Genomic DNA, 15,839 nt, shown 5'->3' with positions numbered 1-15,839 from the left:
AACCTCCCTGTCCGACCTCAGGGTGCGCGTCTACGTGTCAGCGACCGCTGCTGCGGACGCCGAGCAGCACATCGTCCCACGAGGGGAGGGACGGCTTGCCGCGCTTGTCCTTGTTGGTCGCGTGATGCGGGGCGACCTTCGGGTTGGCTGCGGTCGCATCCGGTTCGGGCGCCGATCCGGATTCCGGTACCGGCGCATCCTCCACCTCGGTGGTTTCTGCGTCGATGATCTCCGGCTCCGGTCCCACCTCGGGATCGGACACCTGCTCGGCCGGGTACTCGGCGAGCTCGAGCTGGTCGGGATCGCCGCCCGCGACCGCGGAGAGCCCTCGCAGGGGGCGGCCGAAATCGGGATCGATCAGATCGAACGCGGTGTCGTCGAGGGCGACGATGGTGCCGCCGTGCGCATCCGGCTGGTACCGCCAGTGTGCCGAGTTCGTGGTTCGGCCCGCCTGCCACTGCAACTGGGCCACCCAGTGGTTCTCCTCGTCGCGCCATGCGTCCCACGCGGCGTCGTCGAGATTGTGACCGCGTGCACGGAACGCCTGGGCGACGATCTCGGACAGTGTTTCCACGGCGGGACCGTCGCCGCGGACGGGGTGGCCGCCCTGGGCCATGTCCGCCGCGCGGGAGCGCTCGAGCAGAACCGGGTAGGCGAAGCGTTCGACCTTGGCGAGGGGGATGCCTGCCTCCTCGGCGACTTCGTCGACGGAAGCGCCGGCACGGATGCGGGCCTGGATTTCGCGGGGCCTGAGCTGACTGTCCATTTCGATCTCAATCTGGCCGAGTCGAGCGATGTCTCCGCGGGAAGCCGCACGGAGCTTGTCATCGGCGGGTAGCCGGAATTTCTCGCCGGTCGACGGATCGGCGCAGACCACATGCGAGCCGTCAGGCTCGAGACCGATCACTCGAAGCTCTCGCACTTTGAACCTCCCTATCGCGCCGGCTCGCGATGTCCGTCCCGACTGTAATCGACTTGTGACGCACTCTCGGGGAGGACACGCACGCACCGGCGCGGAGTTGTCCGGTCAGGGGAGTCGCGACTGCTCGTCAGGGGAGTCCGTGTCGCGACTGCTCGTCAGAGGAGTCCGTGTCACGACTTCTCGTCAGAGCAGTCCATGCCTCGGCGGGAGCGTGCCGGACAGCGCCCATCGCCCGATGTGCTGCAGCTTCCAGCGTGTCGGGTCGTGCAGCGTGTGGGTGCGCGCGTCGCGCCAGTGGCGGGAGCGATTGGCGGACTCCGAAGCGCTTCGCGTACCGCCGAGTTCGAACAGGACGGTCGACGCCTCGAGCGACGCACGGGCCGCCGCGACCTTGGCCGCTGCCGCCGCGATCGACGCCTCGGCGGCGCTGTGCTCGGTGAGGTCACGTCGGGCGGCGTCGACGGCCCTGGCGCCCTCGCCCAGCAGCGCGAGCGCCCCGCGCACGGTGACCGTGGCCTCGCCCGCCGCCTGGATCAGCAGTGGATCGTCCACCGCACGATCGACGTCCGCCTCGAAGTATGGGCGGGCGGCACGGGCGGCGGCGACACCCTCGGCCAGGGCCGCCACGGCGATCCCGGCGTCGATCGCCGCGTGCAGGATCTGTGCCTGCGCGCCGTAGGTGGTGGGCACGTCGAAGATCGGCGAGTACGCGACGACGTGCGCCGCCGGGACGCTCACGTGGTCGAGGGTGACGGTGCCGCTGGCGGTGGTCTTCTGGCCCAGGCCGTCCCAGTCGTCCTCGACCGTGACCCCTGGGGTGTCCCTCGGGACGAATGCCACCGCCTTGGCCGGCCGCCCGGCGGGGGACTCCGCGCCGTCGAAGCTCGCCCGCACCGCGATCCAGTCCGCGAACAGAGCTCCGGTGCTGTAGTACTTGCGCCCGTCGAGAACGTAGTCCTCGCTTCGTGAGGTGAGGGTGGTGTCGTCCCGGTCGATCGTGGTCGTGCCGCGTTCGCTCTGGGCGTTGGCGAACGTCTTCCCGGCGAGGACTTCCCCGTAGAAGTAGCTGCGCTGGGCCTCGGTGGCCTGCAACCGGAGCACTTCGAGGAACGTGAAGTGGCTGTGCGGGATCTGCGCGACGCTCGGGTCCGCCTCGGCGAGGATTCGGAAGATCTCGGTCAGTGTCTCGGTGCTCACGTCGATACCGCCGTGCTCGGCGGGCACGGTCGACGCGAGCAGCCCGGACGCGGCGAGGGCACGGATCTGCTCGTGCGGCAGCACTCGCCGCGCATCGCGGTCGGCGGCTCCCGGGGCGAACTGTGCGGCGAGCTCGCGCGCCGTCGTGAGTGCGTGCTCGGGGCCGGTGAGGCGGCCGGGCGTCGTGGCGGACGTGCTGTCGACGATGGTCATGCGTACTTCCTGCAGGTAGAGGTGTGCCGGGCACAGCCTGACGCCGGTGAGTCCGGCGGGGAAGGGTTCGGTGCGTCACGATCACAACCCTGGGCGTCGAGTCGGTGCGCGCGTTCCATACAGCCATGTCTACCGAACGCGTCACGGACGAGGTCAAGTTCGCCTACTGGGTGCCCAATGTCAGCGGGGGTCTCGTCACGTCCGACATCGAACAGCGGACCAGCTGGGATTACGAGTACAACAAGAAGCTGGCCCGGACCGCCGAGGACAACGGCTTCGAGTACGCCCTCAGCCAGGTGCGATACGAGGCCAGTTACGGTGCCGAGTACCAGCACGAATCGACCAGCTTCAGTCTCGCGCTCCTGCTGGCGACCGAGCGGCTGAAGGTGATCGCCGCGGTGCATCCAGGGCTCTGGCAGCCGGCCGTCCTGGCCAAGCTCGGCGCCACCGCCGACCACCTGTCGAACGGACGGTTCGCCGTCAACGTCGTCAGCGGCTGGTTCAAGGACGAGTTCACGCACCTCGGCGAGCCGTGGCTCGAGCACGACGAACGCTATCGGCGCAGTGGCGAGTTCCTGCAGGTGCTCCGCAAGATCTGGACCGAGGACGACGTCGACTTCCGCGGGGACTTCTACCGGATCCACGATTTCACGCTCAAGCCGAAGCCACTGAACTCGCCGGAGCGTCCCAATCCCGAGTTGTTCCAGGGTGGCAATTCGTCGGCGGCACGGGTCAACGGCGGCCGCTACGCGGACTGGTACTTCTCGAACGGGAAGGACTACGACGGTGTCACCGAGCAGATCCTCGACCTGCGTCGGCATGCACGGGAGGCCGAGCGGGAGGTCAAGTTCGGGCTCAACGGCTTCATCATCGCGCGGGACACCGAGAAGGAGGCCCGCGACACCCTCCGCGAGATCGTCGACAAGGCGAACAAGCCTGCCGTGGAAGGATTCCGCTCCGCCGTCCAGCAGGCCGGAAACTCGACCGCCGACAAGACGGGTATGTGGGCGGATTCGTCGTTCGAGGACCTGGTCCAGTACAACGACGGATTCCGGACCCAGCTGATCGGTACGCCCGAGCAGATCGCGCACCGCATCGTCGAGTACCGGCGCCGCGGCGTCGACCTGATCCTCGGCGGGTTCCTCCACTTCCAGGAGGAGATCGAGTATTTCGGGGCCAACGTCCTGCCGCTGGTCCGCGAACTCGAAGCTGCCGAGAGCGGAGATCGCGAGCTCGTCGGCGTCTGACCGGCTGCTGCCTATTGCGACCGGTTGCGACCTGCGACAACGCAATGCGCCCCACCTTCGAAGGTGGGGCGCATTGCGTTGTCAGGAGCCGGAACCCGGCCGGTCGATCAGAGCTGGCCGACGACCCAGTCGATGGCCTTCGTCAGCTGCGTGACGTCCTCGGGATCGATCGCCGGGAACATGCCGATGCGCAGCTGGTTTCGGCCGAGCTTGCGGTACGGCTCGGTGTCCACGACGCCGTTGGCGCGCAGGATCTTCGCGACCGCGGCGGCGTCGACGGCGTCGTCGAAGTCGATGGTGCCGACGACCTGCGATCGCAGGGCCGGGTCGGTGACGAACGGCGTCGCGAACTCACTGGCCTCGGCCCACTGGTACAGCCGCGACGACGAGTCCTTCGTGCGTGCGGTGGCCCAGTCCAGACCGCCGTTTCCGTTGATCCACTCGATCTGGTCGACCAGCAGCAGCAGCGTCGCGAGGGCAGGCGTGTTGTACGTCTGATCCTTGCTGCTGTTGTCCACCGCGATGGGCAGGGACAGGAAGTCGGGCGTCCAGCGGCCCGAGTCCTTGATCTCCGCGACCCGCTCGAGCGCCTTCGGGCTCATGAGGGCCAGCCACAGGCCGCCGTCCGCGGCGAAGGACTTCTGCGGTGCGAAGTAGTAGACGTCCGAGTCGGTGACGGTGACGGGCAGGCCACCGGCGCCGGACGTCGCGTCGATCGCGACGAGCGCGTTCTCCGAACCGGCGGGCCGGGTGACCGGAACCGCGACACCCGTCGACGTCTCGTTGTGCGCCCAGCCGATGAGGTCGACCGACCCGTCAGCGACGATCTCCGGTGCCGAACCCGGGTCCGCCGACACGACGACCGGATCGCCGATGAACGGGTTGGCCTTCGCGACGGAGGCGAACTTCGAGGAGAACTCGCCGTAGGTGAAGTGCTGCGAGCGCTCCCGGATCAGGCCGAACGCCGCTGCGTCCCAGAACGCGGTGGTGCCGCCGTTGCCGAGGACGACCTCGTAGCCCTCGGGCAGCGAGAACAGCTCACGCAGCCCGGAACGCACGCGCCCGACGACGTCCTTGACCGGCTTCTGCCGGTGGCTGGTGCCGAACACCGACGCACCCACGTCGACCAGCGACTGCAGCTGCTCCGGTCGCACCTTGGACGGGCCACAGCCGAAACGTCCGTCGGCGGGCAGGAGGTCGGCGGGGATGATCGGTGTGGTCATCGGTGAGAGGTGTCCTTCTGGTCGTGGTCTGACTCGACGTGCGGTCTAGCTGTGCGAGATCTGGTCCCAACCCTCGACCGAATCGGGGTCGCGGGGAGCGGGGCCGGTGTAGATCGCGGCGGGGCGGACGAGCTTGCCCAGACGCTTCTGTTCCAGGATGTGTGCGCACCATCCGGCGGTGCGGCCACAGGTGAACATCGCCGGCATCATGTGCGCCGGCACCTCGGCGAAGTCGAGGATGACCGCGGCCCAGAACTCGACGTTGGTCTCGATCGCGCGGTCCGGGCGGCGTTCGCGCAGCTCCGCGAGCGCGGCCTGTTCGAGCGCGGCCGCAGCCTCGTATCGGGGCGCGTTCAGGCGCTTGGCGGTGGCGCGGAGCACACGGGCACGGGGGTCCTCGGCCCGGTACACCCGGTGCCCGAAGCCCATCAGCTTTTCCTTGCGGTCGAGGATGCCCTTGACCAGTGCGCGCGCGTCGCCGGTCTTCTCGGTCTCCTCGATCATCGGCAGCACCCGGGCCGGGGCACCGCCGTGCAGCGGGCCGGACATGGCACCGATGGCGCCCGACAGGGACGCCGCGACGTCCGCTCCCGTCGAGGCGATGACCCGGGCGGTGAAGGTGGAGGCATTCATGCCGTGCTCGGCGGCGGACACCCAGTACGCGTCGATCGCCTCGACGTGCGCCGGATCCGGCTCGCCCTTCCAACGGACCATGAACCGCTCCGTGACGGTCTTCGCCTCGTCGATGCGCTTCTGCGGAACGGCGGGCACGTAGATGCCGCGGGCGGACTGGGCCACGTAGGACAGCGCCATCACCGAGGCGCGGGCCAGGTTCTCCCGCGCGGTGTCGTCGTCGATGTCCAGCAGCGGCTCGTATCCCCAGATCGGGGCCAGCATCGCGAGTCCGGCCTGCACGTCGACGCGGACGTCGCCGGTGTGGATGGGGAGGGGGAACGGCTCGGCGGGCGGGAGGCCGGGGCCGAAGCGCCCGTCCACGAGCAGCGCCCACACGTTGCCGAAAGTCACCTGGCGGCCGACCAGGTCCTCGATGTCGACGCCGCGGTACCGCAGGGCACCGCCGTCCTTGTCCGGTTCGGCGATGTCACTGGTGAAGGCGACGACGCCTTCGAGTCCGCTGACGAAATCCTCCGGCACTGCGCTCGCTGCCATGCTCGTGAACTCTCCTCGGTCGAGTGCCCCCGGTCCGAGCGGCACTGTCCACACGTTCGTTGTCTGCGCTTCGGGTGCGCGCGGGATGAGCGCGCCGGGCCACGCAATCGACTGTTCCACCTGCACAGCTCGCGTCTGCGATGCCCCGTGCCAGATGATGTCGACGTGAACTCTAGCCGGTCTCACCACGCCGCCGACGGTCGCGTACCCAAGAGTAGCGTTCCGCTCCGTGGCATCTGATATCGATCCGACGAACCGCGGCCGCGACCTCGCGGGCATGCGGGTGGGATACGGGGAACGCGGGGCCCGCGCGGAGGAACCGCACCTCGACGCGGACGCGGTGGCCGACGGCTGGCTGCCGTTGCTGCGGGTCTGGCTCGAGGCCGCCGTCGAGGCGGAACTCCCCGAACCCAACGCCATGACTCTCGCCACCGTCGACCACGACGGTCGGCCTCGCACCCGCACCGTTCTCTGCAAGGGACTGAGCGAGGACGGCGTGCTGTTCTTCACCAACTACGACTCCGACAAGGCCCGCCAGCTCGCCGCATCCCCGTACGCCGCGGCGACGTTCACCTGGGCGCCGCTCGCCCACCAGGTGACGGTGTGCGGGCGGGTGGAGAAGGTGGACCCCACGGTCACCGAGGAGTACTGGAGCAGCCGTCCCCGCGGATCCCAGCTCGGTGCGTGGGCCTCACGCCAGTCCCGCCCGATCGCCTCCCGCGCCGACCTCGACGCGGCACTGGTGGAGGCGGGGCACCGGTTCGGTTCCGGTCGCATTCCGGTCCCGCCGTTCTGGGGCGGGCTGCTCCTGCGGCCGGAGTCGGTCGAGTTCTGGCAGGGCCGGGCCGACCGCATGCACAACCGCATCCGGGCCACGCAGGCGGACGGCCGATGGCGCGTGGAGAGGCTGCAACCGTGAGCGCGGTGCCGTGGGGAGTTCACGCCGGAGGAAGCCGGTGAGGCGTTTCCTCGCCGACACCACGCCGCTGCGCAACACGGACTATCGCCGACTGTGGACGGCGGGCATCGTCACCGTCATCGGCGGCCAGCTCAGCATCGTCGCCGTGCCGCAGCAGGTGTTCGACATCACCGGCAGTTCGGCGTACGTCGGCCTGACGGGGGCGTTCGCCCTCGTTCCGCTCATCGTCTTCGGGCTGTGGGGCGGCGCGCTCGCGGACGCGATGGACCGCCGGACCCTGCTGATGATCACCTCGGGCGGCCTCGGGATCACCGCCGTGCTGTTCTGGGCGCAGGCCGCGGCGGGCCTGGACAACGTGTGGGTGGTGCTGTCGCTGCTCGCCTTGCAGCAGGCGTTCTTCGCGGTCAACCAGCCGACGCGCAGCGCGATCATCCCGAGGCTGATACCGGCGACGCAGCTGCCTGCCGCCAACTCGCTCAACATGACGGTGATGCAGTTCGGCGCGATCGCGGGCCCACTGCTGGCCGGCGTGATGATCCCGGTCGTCGGACTGTCGACGCTGTACCTCCTCGACTCGGTGGCACTGCTCGCCACGCTGTGGGCGGCCTACAGGCTGCCCGCCCTCAGACCCACCGGCGAGTCCCGGCGGGCCGGGCTCCGGGAGGTGTTCGCGGGGTTCGCCTACCTGGCGACGCAGAAGGTGCTGCTCGCCTCGTTCGTCGTGGACATCATCGCCATGGTGTTCGGTATGCCGCGGGCGCTGTTCCCGCAGATCGCCCACGAGACGTTCGGTGACCCGTCGTCCGGGGGACTCGCCCTCGGTCTGCTGTTCGCGGCGATGTCCGTGGGCGCGGTACTCGGCGGCGTCTTCTCCGGCTGGTTGCCACGGGTCCGCAGACAGGGGCTCGCGGTGATCGTGTGCATCGTCCTGTGGGGCCTGGCGATGGTGGGCTTCGGTGTCGTCGTCGGGCTGGCCGCGCCCGGCTCGAGCGCGGTGTTCCTGTGGGCCGCGTTGGCCTTCCTGGCGTTCGGTGGTGCGGTCGACATGATCTCGGCGGCGTTCCGCAGCACGATGCTCCAGCAGGTCGCCACCGACGAGATGCGCGGCCGGTTGCAGGGCGTGTTCATCGTCGTGGTCGCCGGTGGCCCGCGGATCGGTGACGTCGCGCACGGTGCCGCGGCGTACGCGGCCGGAACCGCCGTGGCCGCCGCCGGTGGCGGAATCCTCGTCGTCGTGGGCGTGGTGATCGCGGCGTTCGCCTTCCCGATGCTGGTGCGCTACCGCGTGCAGCGCTGACGGCGCATCCGGACGACGTGGATCGTCGTTGCGGGACGGTGGAATTCGTGCACTATGGGTGCATGGCCGAGCCGGTGTCGTACGAGATTCGTGGTGGGGGATATCGCGCGGTCGTGCTCTCCGCCGGAGCCGCGCTCGCCGCGCTGGAGCGGGAAGGCACCGGAACGCCGCGCGCACTCACCGAGACGTGGGACGTCACCGCCCGCCCGCCGCTCGGCGCGGGCTCGATCCTCGCGCCCTGGCCCAATCGGATCCGCGACGGCCGGTTCGACTTCGACGGCGTCCCCCACCGGTTGGCGATCACCGAACCCGCACTCGGCAATGCCAGTCACGGGTTCGTCCGGCGCCTGCCGTGGCGGGTGACCGATCGCGCGCCGGACCGGGTCACGCTGGCCGTCGACATCGGCCTGCACGAGGGCTGGCCGTACCCGCTCCACACCACCGTGACCTACCGGCTCGCGGCCGACGGGCTGACCGTCACGCACACGGCCGTGAACACCGGCGTGGTGCCCGCCCCGTTCGGGCTGGGTGTCCACCCGTACCTCAGGGCCGGGGACTTCCCCGTCGACGAGTGTTCGCTCACCTTGGCGGCGGGTACCCGGCTCCCGCTGGACGATCGGATGATCCCTGCCGCGCCGTCACAGCCGGTCGCTGGTTCGCGGTTCGACTTCACCTCCCCGCGGCCGCTGCGCGGCGTCGTCCTCGACACCCCGTTCAGCGCGCTGCTCCCGGACGGCGACGGGCGGGCGCGGCACCGTCTGAGCTCGCCGGACGGCATCGCCACCGAGTTGTGGACGTCCCCGGCCTTCCGCTGGTTGCAGGTGTTCACGGCCGGGGACGAGGTCGGCAAGCCGTTCCCGGGCCGCGGGCGCGCCCTCGCGGTGGAGCCGATGACGTGCCCGCCCGACGCCTTCAATTCGGGTGTCGACGTCGTCGTCCTCGCGCCGGACCGATCGTGGGAGGGCAGCTGGGGCCTGGCGGCCGTGTGGGAGTGACGGCGGTGTGGGAGTGACGGCGGTGTGGGAGTAACGGCGTGGCGTCGGCTCTGATCCCACATTCTGCACGGTCGGTTGTGTAACGGCCTGCGGCCGTCTGCCGATAGTACTGGGCCCCGGTCCTGTGATAATCCCGGTTTGCGCAGGTAGGATGGGAAATCCGGAGGAAAGTCGTGCGAGGACGGGTCGCCGGATCCGGGTCGGACGAACTACCCTCCGTGGGCGCCTGTTCGCCAATGGGACTAGTTTCTCAATGACCGAAGGTTGTTACCCAAATGGTTTGAGCTTGAGAGGGATGCTTCGTGCCTGACAATGACACAAAGCCCACGCTTACCTACCCAGGTGGTGAGCACACGATGTCGATTGCCAAGGCAACCGAGGGCAACGACGGGATCGAGCTGGGCAAACTGTTGGCCAGCACCGGGTACGCCACCCTGGACCCGGGCTTCGTCAACACCGCCTCCACCAAGTCCGCGATCACCTACATCGACGGTGAACACGGCATCCTCCGTTACCGCGGCTACCCGATCGAGCAGCTCGCGGAGAAATCGACGTTCCTCGAGGTCAGCTACCTGCTGATCTACGGCGAGCTGCCCTCCACCGCGGAACTCGACTCGTTCACCGACCGCATCCGCCGGCACACCATGCTGCACGAGGATCTCAAGCGCTTCTTCGACGGCTTCCCTCGCAACGCACACCCGATGCCGGTGCTCTCGAGCGCCGTCAACGCGCTGTCGGCGTACTACCAGGACTCGCTGGACCCGGCCGACCCCGAGCAGGTCGAGCTGTCCACGATCCGCCTGCTCGCGAAGCTCCCCACGATCGCGGCCTACGCCTACAAGAAGTCCGTCGGGCAGCCCTTCCTGTACCCGGACAACTCGCTCAACCTGGTCGAGAACTTCCTGCGGATGACCTTCGGATTCCCCGCGGAGCCGTACGAGATCGATCCCGAGATCGCGCGCGCCCTCGACATGCTGCTGATCCTGCACGCCGATCACGAGCAGAACTGCTCGACGTCGACGGTGCGCCTGGTCGGTTCGTCCGACGCCAACCTGTTCACGTCGATCTCCGGTGGCATCAACGCGCTGTGGGGCCCGCTGCACGGTGGTGCGAACCAGGCCGTCCTCGAGATGCTCGACGACATCAAGGCTTCCGGTGGCGACGCCACCGAGTTCGTGCGCAAGGTCAAGAACAAGGAAGACGGGGTGAAGCTCATGGGCTTCGGGCACCGCGTCTACCGCAACTACGACCCGCGTGCGGCGATCGTCAAGAAGACGGCCCACACCATCCTGGAGAAGCTCGGCGGTGACGACGAACTGCTCGAGATCGCGATGAAGCTCGAGGACGCCGCGCTCACCGACGACTACTTCATCGAGCGCAAGCTGTACCCGAACGTCGACTTCTACACCGGCCTGATCTACCGCGCGATGGGCTTCCCGACGCGTATGTTCACGGTGTTGTTCGCTATGGGACGCTTGCCGGGGTGGATTGCCCACTGGCGCGAGATGCACGAGGACCCGACCACCAAGATCGGTCGCCCCCGGCAGATCTACACCGGGCACACCGAGCGTGATTACAAGGACGCGGCACACCGCTGAGTCCCCGACTGTCGAGGTTCTCGGCCGTGGCGCGGTCGATCTCGACGAGGAGAAGCATGAGCAAGCCCGAGATCGAGTTCCAGGGCGGACCGGCGCCCACGGATCTGGTGGTGAAGGACCTCGTCGTCGGCGAGGGCGCCGAGGCAATCCCCGGTGGCACCGTCGACGTCCACTACGTGGGCGTCGAGTTCGACAGCGGCGAGGAGTTCGACTCCTCGTGGAGCCGCGGCCAGTCCATCCAGTTCCCGCTGCGCGGCCTGATCAAGGGCTGGCAGGACGGCATTCCCGGCATGAAGGTCGGCGGCCGTCGCCAGCTGACCATCCCGCCGGAGCTGGCCTACGGCCCCGCCGGTTCGGGTCACCCGCTCTCCGGCAAGACCCTGGTCTTCGTGATCGATCTGCTCGACGCCAAGGAGTGAGCGCCGTCAGGCCCTGAGCACGGGGCCTGCGGTCCCTTCCGCACGTGTCCTTCCGGCCGAATGTCACCCGCCCCTGTTCGGGGACGGCGGTGGCATTCGGCCGGAGTCGTTCGGGGCGCTGCCTCGGGGTGCGCCGACCGGAAGTGCGGGTGCGGTTCAGTTCCCGTTCGGTCCGCGCGCGATGGGGAGTTCGACGACGAGGCGGGCGCCACCGAGCGGGCTGTCGGTGAAGTAGGCGCGCCCCCCGTGCAGGGCGGCCTGTTGGGCGACGAGCGCGAGGCCCAGCCCGGAACCGCTCTTCACGGCAGCGCTGCCGCGCCGGAACCGCTCGAACACCGCGGCGCGTTCGGCGTCGGGAATCCCGTGCCCGTCGTCGTCGACGAGGATTGTCACCATCCCGTCGGCGCCGCGGTGCAACCGGATCTCCACGGTGCGCGCCTGTCCGTGCCGGAGAGCGTTGCTGACGGCATTGTCGAGGGTCAGCCGCAGCCCGCCGGGCAGGCCACGCACCATCACCGGCTCGGCGTGGACCGTCACCGCGGCGTCGGGGAAGTGCCGCCGCGCGTCCTGTGCGGCGAGGTCGGCGATGTCGCGGAGGTCGGTGTTCGCGAAGTCCTTCTCGGTGGACAACTCGCCCTTCGCGAGCCGCTCCAGGTCCGACAGGGTCGCCTCGATCCGTAGTTGGGCTCGGGCCAGGTCGGCGAGGATCTCGGTACGCTGCTCCTCGGTGAGCTCGAGGGTGCTCAGCACCTCGATGTCCGTCCGCATGGCGGTGAGCGGGGTGCGTAACTCGTGCGCGGAGACCGCGGCGAAATCCCGGGCCGTCGCCAGCGCGGCCGTGGTGGCTTCCTGGGCGTCCGCCACGTCCCGCAGCATCGACTCGGCGGCCGTGGCGAGCGCGTCCGCCTCCCGGACGCCGGACGAGGCCGGGGTGAGGTCGGGTTCGCGGTTCGCGATCCGACGGGTCAGATCCACCAGCGGGCGCACGGCGCGGCCGCCGAACAGCCAGCCGAGCGCACTGGCAGCAGCCACCGCGAGGACACCGACGATCACCACCTGCTGCTGCTGGTCGCTCGTCACGTCCTGCGCCTCGGCGAACGGGACCGCGATCGAGATCCGGAAGTCGGTGGCGGGAACGGTCGCGGTGTAGGTGCGGAAGGCGATGTCGTCGATGCGTACGGTGTGGGCGCCGTTGTCGAGCTCGGGCAGCCGCGTCGGTGTGCTCGAGCGCACGCCGCCCCCGTTGTCCCGAATCGTCACGGCGAAGGCGCCCTCGTCGCCGAAGGCACCCAGGAAGGGACCGGCGATCGCGGCGTTGGGGACGAAGATGCTCGAGGCCGCTTCCAGCCGGCGGTCCAGTTGGGCGAGGTTGTTCTGAGCGATCGCGTGGGCGACGAGGACACCGAGTGCGGCGACGATGATCGTCGCGCCGAGCCCGGTCGCGACGGCCACGCGGGTGCGGAGCGACAGTGGCAGCCTCACTCCGGCTCCCGCAACACGAAACCCACGCCGCGCACGGTGTGCAGGATCCGCGGCGCCCCGTCGGTCTCGAACTTGCGGCGCAGGTAGCCGACGAACACGTCGACCACATTCGTGTCCGCGACGAAGTCGTACCCCCACACCAGTTCGAGCAGCCGCTCACGACTGAGCACGATGCCCTGGTTGCGGGCCAGTACGTCGAGGAGTTCGAACTCGCGTTTGGTGAGGGGGATCTCCGAGCCGTCCCGGCGCACCCGGTGACCGGCGAGATCGATGTCGAGACCGCCGATCCGTACCGGTGCCGTCGCGTCGGACGGCGGAGCGGCGCCGCGGCGACGCAACATCGCCCGGATCCGGGCGATCAGTTCGGCCAGCACGAACGGTTTCACGAGATAGTCGTCGGCGCCCGATTCGAGTCCGGAGATCCGGTCGTCGACGGTGCTGCGTGCGCTGAGTACACACACCGGGATGTCGTTGCTCATCGCCCGCAGCGCGGTGACCACGCCGGTGCCGTCGAGGACGGGCATGTTCATGTCCAGCACCATCGCATCGGGGCGGAGTTCGTTGACCTTGCGCAGGGCGTCCGCGCCGTCGACCGCCGTCACGACGGTGAACCCGGACAGTCGCAGCCCGCGCTCGAGCGAGGTACGCACGTCCTCGTCGTCGTCGACGACGAGGACACTGGTGGATTCGTTCACACGGCTATTGTGCACTCGTGCACGGGGTGCGGCGGTGCACTCGTGCACCGGATGGAGCGGTGCACTCGTGCACCGGTGGCGCCTTCGTGATCCGTACACTGCATGGGGATGATTCAACGACTGTCCATCGGGGAACTGCACGCTTTCGAACTGACCGAGACGAGCCGCACCTGGCTCGTGGAGCGGCCGATCCAGATCGCGGTCTACGTCGTTCTCGCGATCGTCCTGAGATTCGCTGCGCACCGGCTCATCGACCGGATGACCAGGCCTCGCTCGTCCGGTACCCCGCCGCTGTTGCGTCCCCTCCAGGAGCGGGCGCCGCGCGGCCTCAAGGATCCCGTGGTCGCCGAGCGACGGGCACAACGGGCCCGCACGATCGGCTCGGTCCTCAAGTCGACCGTGTCGATCGTCGTCCTGGTCTGGGTGGTGCTCCAGATCCTCGGCACGCTCGGGGTGAACGTCACGCCGTTCATCGCGTCCGCGGGCATCATCGGCGTCGCGCTCGGCTTCGGCGCACAGAACCTGGTGCGCGATTTCCTCTCCGGAATCTTCATGCTGCTCGAGGACCAGTACGGCGTCGGTGACGTCGTCGATCTCGGTGAGGCCACCGGCACCGTCGAGTCGGTGGGCCTGCGGGTCACCACCATCCGCGACGTCGGCGGCACGCTCTGGTACTGCCGCAACGGCGAGATCATCCGGGTCGGCAACATGAGCCAGGGCTACGCGGTGGCGGTGGTCGATCTTCCGATCGCGCACGCCGCCAACGTGCACCGTGCCTGTGAGGTGGCGCTGCGGGCCGTCCTCGAGTCCGCCCGCGCGGACGCGATCGTGGAGGACGTGCTCGACGAGCCGGAGATGCTCGGTGTGAACTCGGTGACCGCCGAGTCGGTGATGTTGCGGATCACCGCGAAGGTCAAGCCGGGTCGCCAGTGGGCGGTGCAGCGCGCGTTCACGCGGGCCGCTCTGGTGGCGTTCGAGCAGGACGACGTCGAGGCGCCCTACGTGTCGGTGCTCACCTCGTCCCGCAACGGGGCCTGACGGGGAACGGGGGCGGCAGGCGTGGGCGGAGTCGGCCCGACCGTGCTGTGGTTCCGCCGCGACCTGCGCCTCGGTGACCATCCCGCGCTGAGTTCCGCTGCCGGCGACTCCGGCGGCGACCACGGGGACCGCAGCGTGCTGGCGTTGTTCGTCCTCGACGACCGGTTGCTGTCTCCCGCGGGCGCTCGGCGCCGCGAGTTCCTGTTCGCCTCGCTCCGTGCCTTGGACCGGCAGCTGGGTGGGCGTCTCCTGATCGTCTCGGGTGACCCGGCCGCGGTGGTCCCGGCCGTCGCCCGAGCGGTGTCCGCGCCGGCCGTCCATGTCAGCGCCGACCACGGCCCGTACGGGCGGGCCCGGGACCGCGCCGTGGCCGAGCACGTCGATCTGGTCGCCACGGGCTCGCCGTATGCGATCGCGCCGGGTCGCGTGCGCAAGGACGACGGCGACCCGTACCGGGTGTTCACCCCGTACTTCCGGCGCTGGCTCGACCACGGGTGGCGTGGGCCGGCGCGCACCGGCGCCGACACCGCCTCCTGGGTGGATCCCGCACGGATCGACCTCGGGCAGGTGGCACTGTCGCGAATCGACGCCACGGCGACGTCCGCACCGCGCGTCGACCTGCCGGAGGCGGGGGAGGAGGCGGCGCTCGCACGGTGGCAGCGATTCCTGGACGAGGATCTCGTCGGCTACGACGAATCCCGCGACCGGCCCGACCTCGACGCGACCAGCGTCATGTCGGTGCACCTGAAGTTCGGGAGCATCCATCCGCGCACGATGCTCGCCGACCTGGCGCGCCGTCGCGGCACCGGAGCCGAGCAGTACCGGCGGCAACTCGCGTGGCGCGAGTTCTACGCGGACTTCCTCCACCATCATCCGGAGACGGCCCGGCAGAACTACGATCGCCGATTCGACGCGTACCGCTTCGACAGCGGCCCGGACACCGAGGAGGCCTTCCGCGCGTGGACGTCGGGACGGACGGGATACCCGATCGTCGACGCCGGTATGCGCCAGCTCGCGCAGACCGGCTGGATGCACAACCGGGTCCGCATGATCGTCGCGTCGTTCCTGGTCAAGGATCTGCACTTACCGTGGTGGCGGGGTGCCCGTCACTTCATGTCGGAACTGGTCGACGGCGATCTGGCCTCCAACCAGCACGGCTGGCAGTGGACGGCCGGGACCGGGACGGACGCGTCCCCGTTCTTCCGGGTGTTCAACCCGATCAGCCAGGGAGAGAAGTTCGACCCCGACGGCGACTACATCCGGCGGTGGGTGCCGGAACTGCGCGGCGTCGCGGGTTCGGCCGTGCACCGCCTCCGAGAACGCCCCGAGGGGTACCCGCCACCGATCGTGGACCACGCGGACGAACGCCGCGTGGCGCTCGCCCGCTACGACCGGATCCGCCGCTGACGCCCACGACGGCATGC

The 15,839-nt window shown here is 69.4% G+C and carries 14 protein-coding genes; 8 read left to right on the top strand and 6 right to left on the bottom strand.

From position 1 onward, the window contains the following. Nucleotides 1-37 precede the first annotated feature (37 nt). Complete coding sequence (gene sepH, locus G4H71_RS05970; protein ID WP_083342803.1) at nt 38-922, bottom strand: septation protein SepH; 885 nt, start codon at nt 920-922, stop codon at nt 38-40. 183 nt (nt 923-1,105) lie between these two features. Continuing rightward, nucleotides 1,106-2,332, bottom strand: coding sequence for an SfnB family sulfur acquisition oxidoreductase (locus tag G4H71_RS05965; protein WP_072736056.1), 1,227 nt, complete (start codon nt 2,330-2,332; stop codon nt 1,106-1,108). A gap of 125 nt (nt 2,333-2,457) precedes the next feature. Here G4H71_RS05965 and sfnG point away from each other — a divergent pair, with 125 nt between their 5' ends. After that, nucleotides 2,458-3,579 carry a dimethylsulfone monooxygenase SfnG gene (gene sfnG / locus G4H71_RS05960; RefSeq protein WP_072736055.1) on the top strand — a complete coding sequence of 374 codons (1,122 nt, stop codon included), beginning with the start codon at nt 2,458-2,460 and terminating at the stop codon, nt 3,577-3,579. Between the two features lie 107 nt (nt 3,580-3,686). Here the strand turns inward: sfnG and serC are convergent, their stop codons facing one another. Together serC and G4H71_RS05950 are read right to left on the bottom strand one after the other, a co-directional pair. Next, a complete protein-coding gene (gene serC / locus G4H71_RS05955; protein ID WP_072736054.1) occupies nt 3,687-4,802 on the bottom strand; it encodes a phosphoserine transaminase in 1,116 nt (371 codons plus the stop codon). A gap of 45 nt (nt 4,803-4,847) precedes the next feature. Beyond that, nucleotides 4,848-5,972 carry a citrate synthase 2 gene (locus G4H71_RS05950; RefSeq protein WP_072736324.1) on the bottom strand — a complete coding sequence of 375 codons (1,125 nt, stop codon included), beginning with the start codon at nt 5,970-5,972 and terminating at the stop codon, nt 4,848-4,850. Nucleotides 5,973-6,249: 277 nt separating this feature from the next. Here G4H71_RS05950 and pdxH point away from each other — a divergent pair, with 277 nt between their 5' ends. From pdxH to G4H71_RS05925, 5 genes are all read left to right on the top strand, one after another. After that, nucleotides 6,250-6,891, top strand: coding sequence for a pyridoxamine 5'-phosphate oxidase (pdxH, locus tag G4H71_RS05945; protein WP_072736053.1), 642 nt, complete (start codon nt 6,250-6,252; stop codon nt 6,889-6,891). 37 nt (nt 6,892-6,928) lie between these two features. Beyond that, complete coding sequence (locus G4H71_RS05940; RefSeq protein ID WP_072736052.1) at nt 6,929-8,188, top strand: MFS transporter; 1,260 nt, start codon at nt 6,929-6,931, stop codon at nt 8,186-8,188. 62 nt (nt 8,189-8,250) lie between these two features. Then, nucleotides 8,251-9,183 (top strand): aldose 1-epimerase family protein, encoded by a 933-nt coding sequence (locus G4H71_RS05935; protein ID WP_072736323.1) that lies wholly within the window; start codon nt 8,251-8,253, stop codon nt 9,181-9,183. A gap of 302 nt (nt 9,184-9,485) precedes the next feature. Next, nucleotides 9,486-10,781: a citrate synthase gene (locus tag G4H71_RS05930; RefSeq protein ID WP_072736051.1), complete on the top strand. Its 1,296-nt coding sequence runs from the start codon at nt 9,486-9,488 to the stop codon at nt 10,779-10,781. Between the two features lie 56 nt (nt 10,782-10,837). After that, on the top strand, nt 10,838-11,200 hold the full coding sequence (locus tag G4H71_RS05925) for an FKBP-type peptidyl-prolyl cis-trans isomerase (protein ID WP_072736050.1): 363 nt from the start codon (nt 10,838-10,840) through the stop codon (nt 11,198-11,200). 156 nt (nt 11,201-11,356) lie between these two features. Here the strand turns inward: G4H71_RS05925 and G4H71_RS05920 are convergent, their stop codons facing one another. Both G4H71_RS05920 and G4H71_RS05915 read right to left on the bottom strand, forming a co-directional pair. Then, nucleotides 11,357-12,682 (bottom strand): sensor histidine kinase, encoded by a 1,326-nt coding sequence (locus G4H71_RS05920; RefSeq protein WP_072736049.1) that lies wholly within the window; start codon nt 12,680-12,682, stop codon nt 11,357-11,359. Beyond that, nucleotides 12,679-13,377, bottom strand: a complete 699-nt coding sequence (locus tag G4H71_RS05915; RefSeq protein ID WP_072736048.1) for a response regulator transcription factor — start codon at nt 13,375-13,377, stop codon at nt 12,679-12,681. The genes G4H71_RS05920 and G4H71_RS05915 overlap by 4 nt, the downstream gene beginning before the upstream one ends. Before the next feature lie 108 nt (nt 13,378-13,485). Here G4H71_RS05915 and G4H71_RS05910 point away from each other — a divergent pair, with 108 nt between their 5' ends. Both G4H71_RS05910 and G4H71_RS05905 read left to right on the top strand, forming a co-directional pair. Continuing rightward, on the top strand, nt 13,486-14,415 hold the full coding sequence (locus G4H71_RS05910) for a mechanosensitive ion channel family protein (RefSeq protein ID WP_072736322.1): 930 nt from the start codon (nt 13,486-13,488) through the stop codon (nt 14,413-14,415). A 21-nt stretch (nt 14,416-14,436) separates the two neighbouring features. Then, a complete protein-coding gene (locus G4H71_RS05905) occupies nt 14,437-15,822 on the top strand; it encodes a cryptochrome/photolyase family protein (RefSeq protein ID WP_072736047.1) in 1,386 nt (461 codons plus the stop codon). The last annotated feature ends 17 nt before the right edge of the window (nt 15,823-15,839 follow it).

The sequence above is a fragment of the Rhodococcus triatomae genome, from assembly GCF_014217785.1.
GTDB lineage: Bacteria > Actinomycetota > Actinomycetes > Mycobacteriales > Mycobacteriaceae > Rhodococcus_F > Rhodococcus_F triatomae.
Note: the sequence above shows the minus strand (reverse complement) of the source record. Positions and strands in the feature narration are given on the sequence as shown.

Bases quoted from the DNA above. Each gene is read 5' to 3' on its own strand.
- G4H71_RS05910 (WP_072736322.1), top strand. From the start codon at position 13,486: ATGATTCAACGACTGTCCATCGGGGAACTGCACGCTTTCGAACTGACC.
- G4H71_RS05935 (WP_072736323.1), top strand. From the start codon at position 8,251: ATGGCCGAGCCGGTGTCGTACGAGATTCGTGGTGGGGGATATCGCGCG.
- G4H71_RS05950 (WP_072736324.1), bottom strand. From the start codon at position 5,972: ATGGCAGCGAGCGCAGTGCCGGAGGATTTCGTCAGCGGACTCGAAGGC.
- G4H71_RS05925 (WP_072736050.1), top strand. From the start codon at position 10,838: ATGAGCAAGCCCGAGATCGAGTTCCAGGGCGGACCGGCGCCCACGGAT.
- G4H71_RS05965 (WP_072736056.1), bottom strand. From the start codon at position 2,332: ATGACCATCGTCGACAGCACGTCCGCCACGACGCCCGGCCGCCTCACC.
- sfnG (WP_072736055.1), top strand. From the start codon at position 2,458: ATGTCTACCGAACGCGTCACGGACGAGGTCAAGTTCGCCTACTGGGTG.
- serC (WP_072736054.1), bottom strand. From the start codon at position 4,802: ATGACCACACCGATCATCCCCGCCGACCTCCTGCCCGCCGACGGACGT.
- pdxH (WP_072736053.1), top strand. From the start codon at position 6,250: ATGCGGGTGGGATACGGGGAACGCGGGGCCCGCGCGGAGGAACCGCAC.